The organism is Zavarzinia sp. (genome assembly GCF_049306435.1).
GTDB lineage: Bacteria > Pseudomonadota > Alphaproteobacteria > Zavarziniales > Zavarziniaceae > Zavarzinia.
Genome location: NZ_JBAQRT010000091.1, coordinates 1 through 8940, shown reverse-complemented (window position 1 = coordinate 8940; position 8940 = coordinate 1). Strand labels below are relative to the sequence as shown.

Here is an 8940-nt window from a genome sequence, read left to right as displayed (position 1 = left end):
GCCCGCCCTGCGCGAAGGCGATCGCCGCCGCCACCTTCGGCCCCATGGAGCCGGCGGCGAAATCGAGGGCGGCGAGGGCTTGCGGCGAGGCTTCCGCGATGGCGCGGGCTTCCGGCTGGTGCCAGTCCAGCATCACCGCCTCGACATCGGTCAGCATCATCAGGAGATCGGCGCGCAAGGAGCGCGCGAGCACGCCGCTGGCCAGATCCTTGTCGATCACCGCCTCGATGCCCTGGAGGTGGCCGGCCTCGTCCCGGATGACCGGAATGCCGCCGCCGCCGGCGCAGATCACCAGAACGCCGGCATCGACCAGATCGGCGACGACCGGCGCCACCAGAATCTCGGCCGGCGCGGGCGAGGCCACAACCCGGCGCCAACCCGTGCCATCGCGGGCGATGGCGAAGCCCTTGGCCGAGAGCCGGGCCGCCCCGGCATCGTCGCAGACCGGGCCGATCGGCTTCGTCGGATGGTTGAAGGCGGGGTCGCGCGGGTCGACCCGCACCTGCGTCAGCAGGGTCGCGACCCGGCGCGTGGGCCCGAGCAGATTGCGCATCTCGCGCTCGATCAGATAGCCGATCATGCCTTCCGACTGGGCGTCCAGCACATCGAGCGGCTGATCCCCATCGGCCGGGCCGGCCGCCGCCTGAAGGGCGAGGAGTCCGACCTGGGGACCATTGCCATGAGTGATCACCACCTGGTGTCCGGCCTCGACGAGGGGCGCGAGGCTGATCGCCGCCAGTTTCACGTTGCTCGCCTGATTGGCCGCCGACAGGGCTTCGCCCCGGCGCAGCAGGGCATTGCCGCCCAGGGCCGCGACGATCCGCATGGCGCTACGATCCGATCGTGGCGACGAGGATCGCCTTGATCGTGTGCATCCGGTTCTCGGCCTGGTCGAAGACGATGGAGGCGGGGCTCTCGAACACCTCGTCGGTCACTTCCATGCAGTCGATGCCGTAGCGCTTGGCGATGTCGGCGCCCACCTCGGTCTCGGCATTGTGGAACGAGGGCAGGCAATGCATGAACTTGACGTAAGGATTGCCGCTGGCCGCCATGACCTCGCGGGTGATGCGATAGGGGGTGAGCTGGGCGATGCGCTCGGCCCAGATGCTGTCCGGCTCGCCCATCGACACCCAGACGTCGGTATAGAGGAAATCCGCCCCCTTCACCGCCGCGCCGATATCCTCGGTCACCGTCAGGCTGCCGCCGTTCTCCGCCGCCATGCGGTTCACGGCCTCGACGAAGGGGGCATCGGGCCAGAGGGCGCGGGGCGCCGCGATCCGCATGTCGATGCCGACCTTGGCCGCGCCTTCCGCCAGCGAGCGCGCGACATTGTTGCGCCCGTCGCCCAGGAAGGTGACACCAAGATCCGACAGATGCTTGTGGGTGAATTCCCGCATGGTCATGAAGTCGGCGAGGATCTGGGTCGGATGCGACTGGTCGGTCAGACCGTTGTAGACGGGCACCCCCGCGTAACGCGCCAGTTCCTCGGCGATCGACTGGCCGAAGCCCCGGTATTCGATGGCGTCATAGACCCGGCCCAGCACCCGGGCCGTGTCCTTCATCGATTCCTTGTGGCCGATCTGCGAGCCGGACGGGCCGAGATAGGTCACATGGGCGCCCTGGTCATAGGCCGCGACCTCGAAGCCGGTGCGGGTGCGGGTCGAGTCCTTCTCGAAGATCAGGGCGATGTTCTTGCGGGTCAGGCGCGGCACTTCGAAGCCGCCATATTTCGCCGCCTTCAGCTCCTGCGCCAGGCGCAGCAGGAAGCGGATTTCATCGGGCGAGAAGTCGCTGAGGGTCAGGACGCTGCGGCCGCGCAGGTTGATCGGCATGGGATATCCTCTTGTGTCAGGCGGGGTCGCGCAGGATCGGGCAGGTCATGCAATGGCCGCCGCCGCGCCCCCGGCCCAGTTCCGAGCCTTCGATGGTGATGACCTCGACGCCGGCGCGGCGCAGCAGGGTGTTGGTATAGACGTTGCGGTCGTAGGCGACGACGACGCCGGGGGCGAGGGCGACGACGTTATTGCCGTCGTCCCATTGCTCCCGCTCCGCCTCGAAGGCATCGCCGCCGGTGTTGACCACCTGCAGGTGCTTGATGCCCAGGGCCTCGGCGACCACGGTCAGGAAAGGCCTCGTCTCCTCGTGGACGGCGATGCCCGATGGCCCCGCGCCCGCCTCGATCACGAAGGGACGGATGCGGTCGACCACCGATGGGAACTGGGTCACCTTGTCCCGGTCGCAGAAGGTGAAGACCGTGTCGAGATGCATGAAGCTGCGGTCGCGCGGCATCAGGGCGGCGATCACCTTGGCCGCGCCGCCCGAATTCAGCAGGCGGGAGGCAAGGCCGGCGACTGCCTGCGGTGTCGTCCGTTCACCCATGCCGATCAGCACGACGCCATTGCCGACCGGCATGACGTCGCCGCCCTCGATGGTCGACAATCCGGGATCGCCATCGACGACATCGCGCCAGATCTCGAAGCCCGCATCCTTGAAGCGGGGATGGAAGCGATAGATGGCGGCGACATTGGCAGCCTCCGGCCGGCGCGCCGGCCAGAAGGGGCTAGCGACCGCCGCGCCGCCATAGACCCAGAAGGAACTGTCCCGCGTGAACAGCTGGTTGGGCAGCGGCGCCAGGACGAAATCCTTCGGCTCCATCGCATTGGCCGTCAGGCCGGTGGGCAGGAAGGGCAATTCGCCCCGGGCGATGCCGCCCACCAGCACGGCGGAAAGCTGGGCGGCCGGCATTTCGTCCAGCCAGCCGCGCAATTCATCCGCGAAATCCGGCCCGACGATGGTCGGCGACAGGCGCCGGTCCAGCAGCCAGTCCCGGGCTTCCCTGTCCTCCATGGTCTTCGCCAGCAATTCGCCAAAGACATGGACGGTTACATCCCGCTCGCGCATGGCGTCGACGAAGGCATCGTGTTCCTGCCTCGCCTTCTTCACCCACAGCACGTCGTCGAACAGCAGGGCGTGGCAATTGTCGGGCGTCAGGCGGCGCAGCGACAGGTCGGGCCGGTGCACGATCACTTCGCGCAGGCGGCCGATCTCGGAGTGGACACCGAGTTGCATGATGCGATCTCCTTCGCCGGGGGTCAGAGCGGGCTGATGTCGCCGTGCCAGATCAGATAGGCGGCGGCGACGCCGGCGACCACGAGACCGACGGCGATCAGCGCTTCGACCGGGGTGAAGGCGCGTCCGCCCTGTTCCTGGCGGGCCTTCATGTAGATCAGGATGCCCGGGGCGTAGAGCATGGCGCACATGAAGATATAGGTCGGTCCGGCGGCATAGATCAGCCACAGGCCATAGACCGTGGCCAGCAGCCCGACGAAAAGGGCCCCCATCCGCGACTCGCCCGGCCGGTAGCTTTCGCCGGTCAGCGCCAGCTTGGCGGCGAAGGCGCCCGAGAAGACATAGGGCACCAGGATCGCCGAAGAGGCGATGTAGAACAGGGCCTGATAGGTGCTCTGCGCGAAGAGCGTGACGATCAGGAACAGCTGGACGAAACCATTGGTGACCCAGAGCGAGTTGGCGGGCACGCCCTTGCTGTTCTCGCCGGCGAAGAAGCGCGGCATGGTGCCGTCCCTGGCCGCCGCATAGGGGATTTCCGCCGCCAGCATGGTCCAGGCGAGGAAGGCGCCGAGAACCGAGACGACGACCGCGAGATTGATCACCACCGCGCCCCACGGCCCGACCACATGTTCGAGGACGCCGGCCATGGACGGGTTCTTCAGGCCCGCCAGTTCCGGCTGGGTCATGATGCCGAGCGAGAGCAGCGAGACGAGGGCATAGAGGGCGAGACAAGTCAGGAAGCCGATGACCGTCGCCCGGCCGATATCGGCGCGGCGCTCGGCCCGGCCGGATTCGACGCTGGCGCCTTCGATACCGATGAAGACCCAGAGGGTGACCAGCATCGTGCTCTTCACCTGGGTCATCACCGAACCGAGGTCGGTATTGGTCGCGCCCGACAGGTCGAGGTTGAAGGTATCCATCTTGAAGGCGACGACGGCGACCGCGACGAACAGCACGATCGGCGCGATCTTGGCGACCGTCGTGATCAGATTGACCACCGCCGCCTGGCGCACGCCGCCCAGGATGAGAAAATGAATGGCCCACAGCACGACCGAGGCGCCGACCACCGCCTGCCAGCTATTGCCGTCGCCGAAGACCGGCACGAAATAGGCGAGCGCCGAGAACAGCACGACGGCATAGGAAACATTGCCGATCCAGGCCGACAGCCAGTACCCCCAGGCGCTGTTGAAGCCAAGGAAATCGCCGAAGCCAGCGCGGGCATAGGCATAGGGACCGGCATCGAGTTCCGGCCGTCGGGTGGACAGGGCGCGATAGACGAGGACCAGCGCCAGCATCCCGACGGCGGTGATGCCCCAGCCGATCATGATCGCCAGCGGCCCGGCGCCATTGGCCATGTTCTGCGGCAGGCTGAAGACACCCGCGCCGACCATCGAGCCGACGACGATGGCGGACAGCATGCCGAGATGAAGTTTCTTCGTGTCGGCCGAGCGCAAGTCGGCCGCGTGCGTGGTCACCGTCATGACGCGGTTCCTCTTCTTCTTGTTTCCAACCGTGTGGTTGGCTGCCCGAGGATTGCAAAGAGTGGGCACCCGTTCCTTGAGCGAAGTCAAGCCGGGTTCATTTGCCCCCGCGAACGGGGGAAAGATGGCGATCACATCATGATGATGACAAAGGAGAAGCAGACCGGAGCGCTACGCGCCCCCCCGAAGGTCGGCAGGATTGACCAAACCATCCGACTTTCAGGGCGCGGAGGGCTGATTGCCGCGCTTGAGTTCAGCCTCATAGGCCGCGAGATCCGAAGCCGTGAAACAGCAAAAGATGACCTGGTCCAAGATCGACATTCTGGCTACGGCTTCCCTGACCGTCCGTACCGCGACTTCCGAGGCGAGCCCGATCGGATAGCCGAAAATGCCGGTGCTGATACTTGGAAAGGCGATCGTCCTGATTTCATGACGATCCGCTATTTCAAGCGACCGGCGATAGCAGGATGCGAGAAGATCCGGCTCGCCGTTCATGCCGCCGCGCCAAACTGGCCCCACGGTGTGAATGATGAATGTCGCCGACAGGCGATACCCCCGGGTCAGCTTGGCATCACCGGTCTTACAACCACCGAGCAGCCGACACTCGTGCACAAGATCCGGCCCGGCGGCGCGATGGATCGCCCCGTCAACGCCGCCACCCCCGAGAAGCGACGAATTGGCCGCATTGACGATCGCATCGATCTTCAGCGTGGTGATGTCCGCCTTCACGGCGATGAGACTGGCGTTGGCCATATGAGGTCTTCGCGACAAGGCGAAACAGACGAGGTGCTAGGCCCGCGCCTTGGCCGCCGCTTCGTCGCCCAGCGCCGCCAGCACTTCGGCGACGATGTGGCGGGCGTTCAGGCCGGCGGTGTCATACATGGCATTCGGGCTGTCCTGATCGATGAAGATATCGGGCAGGACCATCGGCCGGACTTTCAGCCCGCGATCGAGCAGGGCGTTCCGGGCGAGGAAATGCAGCACGAAGCTGGAGAAGCCGCCGACCGAGCCTTCCTCGATGGTGACCAGCACCTCGTGCTCGCGGGCGAGACGGCGGATCAGGTCTTCGTCGAGGGGCTTGGCGAAACGGGCGTCGGCGACGGTCGCCGAAATGCCGCGCGCGGCCAGCGTGTCGGCCGCCTTCAGCACCTCGCCGAGGCGGGTGCCGAGGGAGAGGATGGCGACCCGGCTGCCCTCGCGGACGATGCGGCCCCGGCCGACCTCGAGCGGCTGGAGATCGGCGGGAATGTCGATGCCGACCCCTTCGCCCCGGGGAAAGCGGAAAGCGGAAGGCGCGTCGTCGATCGCGGCGGAAGTCGCGACCATGCGCGCCAGTTCCGCCTCGTCCGAGGGCGCCATGATCACGAAATGGGGCAGGCAGCCGAGATAGGCGAGATCGAAGGAGCCGGCATGGGTCGGCCCGTCGGCGCCGACGAGGCCCGCCCGGTCGATGGCGAAGCGCACCGGCAGTTTCTGGATGGCGACGTCATGCACCACCTGGTCGTAGCCGCGCTGCAGGAAGGTGGAATAGAGCGCGCAGACCGGCTTCAACCCTTCGGTCGCCATGCCGGCGGCGAAGGTCACCGCGTGCTGCTCGGCGATGCCGACATCGAAGCAGCGCTTGGGGAAACGCTCGCCGAAACGGTCGAGGCCGGTGCCGGAGGGCATGGCGCCCGTTATGGCGACGATCTTTTCGTCCTTCTCGGCGAGATGGATCAGGGCGTCGGAAAAGACGCGGGTATATTGGGGCGCGTTCGGCTTGGCCTTCACCTGGGCGCCGGTCGCGACATCGAAGCGGACGACGCCATGGTACTTGTCGGCGGCGGCTTCGGCGGGCGGATAGCCCTTGCCCTTCTGGGTGATGACATGGACGAGGATCGGGCCATTGCCGGCATCCCGCGCGTTGCGCAGCACGGGCAGCAGATGCTCGAGATTATGGCCGTCGATCGGGCCGACGTAATAGAAGCCCAGTTCCTCGAACAGGGTGCCGCCGCCCGAGGCCATGCCCCGGGCATATTCCTCGGCGCGCTTCGCCGTGCGCTCGAAGCTCTTGGGGAAGCGCTGCATCATCTGCTTGGCCAGATGACGGAAATTGACATAGGAGCGGGATGACATCAGCCGCGCCAGATAGGCGCTCATGGCGCCGACCGGCGGCGCGATCGACATGTCGTTGTCGTTCAGGATGACGATCAGCCGGCTGTCCATCGAGCCGGCGTTGTTCATCGCCTCATAGGCCATGCCGGCCGACATGGCGCCGTCGCCGATCACGGCGATCACATGATTGTCACCGCCCTGAAGATCGCGCGCCACCGCCATGCCGAGGCCGGCCGAGATCGAGGTCGAGGAATGGGCGGCGCCGAAGGGATCGTACTCGCTTTCCGCCCGCTTGGTGAAGCCCGACAGGCCGCCGCCCTGGCGCAGGGTGCGGATGCGGTCGCGGCGATGAGTCAGGATCTTGTGCGGATAGGCCTGGTGGCCGACATCCCAGATCAGCCGGTCGCGCGGGGTCTCGAAGACATAATGGAGGGCGACGGTCAGCTCGATCACGCCGAGGCCGGCACCGAGATGGCCGCCGGTGATGGAGACGGCGTCGATCGTCTCGGCGCGCAATTCGGCCGCCAGCTGAGGCAGATCCTCCTCGGCCAGCTTGCGCAGGTCCTCCGGCCCGGAAACCTGGTCCAGGAGAGGGGTGAGCGGCGGACTGATTGACACCGTGTTCATGTCCTCAAAGCGACCGGATCAGGATTTGCGGTCGACGACGAAACGCGCCAGCGCGGCCAGCCGGTCGGCCCGCTTGCCGAACATGCCGACGTGGTTCACCGCCTGTTCGGCCAGGCGTTCGGCCTGGGCCCGCGCCCGTTCCACCCCGAGGATGGAGACGAACGTGGCCTTGCCCCGGGCGGCGTCCTTGGCCACGGCCTTGCCGGTATTTTCCACCCGGCCCTCGACGTCCAGAAGATCGTCGGTGATCTGGAAGGCGAGGCCGAGGTCATGGGCATAGGCGCGCAGGGAGGTGCGGGCCTCCGGGCTGGCGCGGCCGAGCACGGCGCCCATTTCGGCGGCGGCCTGAATGAGGGCGCCCGTCTTCATCTTCTGCATCCGCGTGACCTGGCCAAGGTCGAAATCGGCCCCCGGGCTCTCGGCGGCAAGGTCGAGAACCTGTCCGCCCACCATGCCATGGGGGCCGGAGGCCTGGGCGAGAATCGCCACCAATTCGAGGCGGACGCGCGGATCGTCGTGAGTCTCGGGCCCGGCCAGCACGTCGAAGGCATAGGTCAGCAGGGCATCGCCGGCGAGCACGGCGGTCGCCTCGTCGAATGCCCTGTGCACCGTCGGCTTGCCACGGCGCAGATCGTCGTCGTCCATCGCCGGCAGATCGTCATGGACGAGGCTGTAGCAATGCACGCATTCGAGGGCGGCGGCGGCCCGCAGGGCGCAGGAGCGCTTCACGTCGAAAATGCCGGCCGCCTCCAGCGTCAGGAACGGACGCAGCCGCTTGCCACCCGACAGCGTCGCGTAACGCATGGCTTCGAGGAGACGGGCTTCCGGCCCGATGATCGGCGGCAGCAGGCGCTCCAGGGTCTTTTCGATATCGCTCGCGGCTTCGGCCAGGGCGGGCGACAGGATGTCTTCGGTCATCACGGGATCAGCCGGCATCGAAAGCCTTCGTCGCAAATTCGCCGTCGGGTCCGGCCATGATCGCCTCGACCCTTGCCTTGGCCTGGGCCAGTTTCGCTTCGCAGTGCCGCTTGAGCAGGGCGCCCCGGCCATAGGTCTCGATCGAGGCCTCGAGATCGACCCTGCCGTCCTCGAGCTGGCGCACGATCGCTTCCAACTCGCGCAGCGCCGCCTCGAAACTGAGGCCGGCGATGTCGGCGGGAAGGGCGTCGGCGGGCGGGGCGTCTTTGGGCGGCATCTGGGGTTCGGCAGGCATCATCGCCCTCGGTTGACCTACGGCACGGGCGGAGATCGGGCACCGCCTTATCGATGTCCTAACCGCCTTGGGCGGGTCTGACAAGCCGGAACAGGTCCGCCATGCTCCCGGGGGCGGGCGGAATCGTCGCGCCGCCCGCGCCCCTGGTCCCACGGCCTCCTCCTTCCCGCCCCGCCCCCGCCGTGCTAGGCAGAGACGAGAGGAGCGCGAGGCATGAAGCGTCAGCCAGCGACGGAAAGACGGAACGGCCAGGCCTTGCGCGCGCGCATCGCCCTGCTGGCGGCTGTCCTCCTGTTCCTTCAGCCGCTGACCACGGCGCTCGCCGCCGATACGCCGCTGGGTCGTCTGGCCGCCCTGATGGGGCCGCTGTGCTCGACCCAGATCCCCGGCACCGGCGGTGCCCCGGCCAAGGCCCCGCCCGGTGGTCCGGGCAGCGGTGGCTGCTGCCTGCCGGGA

At 67.2% G+C, this 8940-nt stretch carries 9 protein-coding genes; 1 reads left to right on the top strand and 8 read right to left on the bottom strand.

Annotated features, from left to right (window positions below; genetic code table 11):
* From WAZ62_RS04695 to WAZ62_RS04660, 8 genes are all read right to left on the bottom strand, one after another.
* Positions 1-826, bottom strand: an 826-nt coding sequence (locus WAZ62_RS04695) for a carbamate kinase (protein ID WP_422642362.1), incomplete at its 3' end; no start/stop codon positions are given.
* Positions 827-830: 4 nt separating this feature from the next.
* Complete coding sequence (argF, locus tag WAZ62_RS04690; protein WP_422642361.1) at positions 831-1832, bottom strand: ornithine carbamoyltransferase; 1002 nt, start codon at positions 1830-1832, stop codon at positions 831-833.
* Positions 1833-1848: 16 nt separating this feature from the next.
* A complete protein-coding gene (locus WAZ62_RS04685) occupies positions 1849-3069 on the bottom strand; it encodes an arginine deiminase (RefSeq protein ID WP_422642360.1) in 1221 nt (406 codons plus the stop codon).
* A gap of 23 nt (positions 3070-3092) precedes the next feature.
* Entirely contained in the window at positions 3093-4550 is a 1458-nt protein-coding gene (gene arcD, locus WAZ62_RS04680; protein ID WP_422642359.1) for an arginine-ornithine antiporter, read from the bottom strand.
* 219 nt (positions 4551-4769) lie between these two features.
* Complete coding sequence (locus WAZ62_RS04675) at positions 4770-5303, bottom strand: O-acetyl-ADP-ribose deacetylase (RefSeq protein WP_422642358.1); 534 nt, start codon at positions 5301-5303, stop codon at positions 4770-4772.
* A 36-nt stretch (positions 5304-5339) separates the two neighbouring features.
* The gene (gene dxs / locus WAZ62_RS04670) at positions 5340-7271 is read right to left on the bottom strand and encodes a 1-deoxy-D-xylulose-5-phosphate synthase (protein WP_422642357.1); all 1932 of its coding nucleotides are present in this window, start codon (positions 7269-7271) and stop codon (positions 5340-5342) included.
* Positions 7272-7289: 18 nt separating this feature from the next.
* Positions 7290-8207: a polyprenyl synthetase family protein gene (locus WAZ62_RS04665; RefSeq protein ID WP_422642356.1), complete on the bottom strand. Its 918-nt coding sequence runs from the start codon at positions 8205-8207 to the stop codon at positions 7290-7292.
* Positions 8197-8466: an exodeoxyribonuclease VII small subunit gene (locus tag WAZ62_RS04660; RefSeq protein WP_422642355.1), complete on the bottom strand. Its 270-nt coding sequence runs from the start codon at positions 8464-8466 to the stop codon at positions 8197-8199. Before WAZ62_RS04660 ends, WAZ62_RS04665 begins: the two co-directional genes overlap by 11 nt.
* Before the next feature lie 231 nt (positions 8467-8697).
* On the opposite strand from WAZ62_RS04660, the gene WAZ62_RS04655 reads away from it, so the two are divergent.
* Positions 8698-8940, top strand: a 243-nt coding sequence (locus tag WAZ62_RS04655; protein ID WP_422642354.1) for a hypothetical protein, incomplete at its 3' end; no start/stop codon positions are given.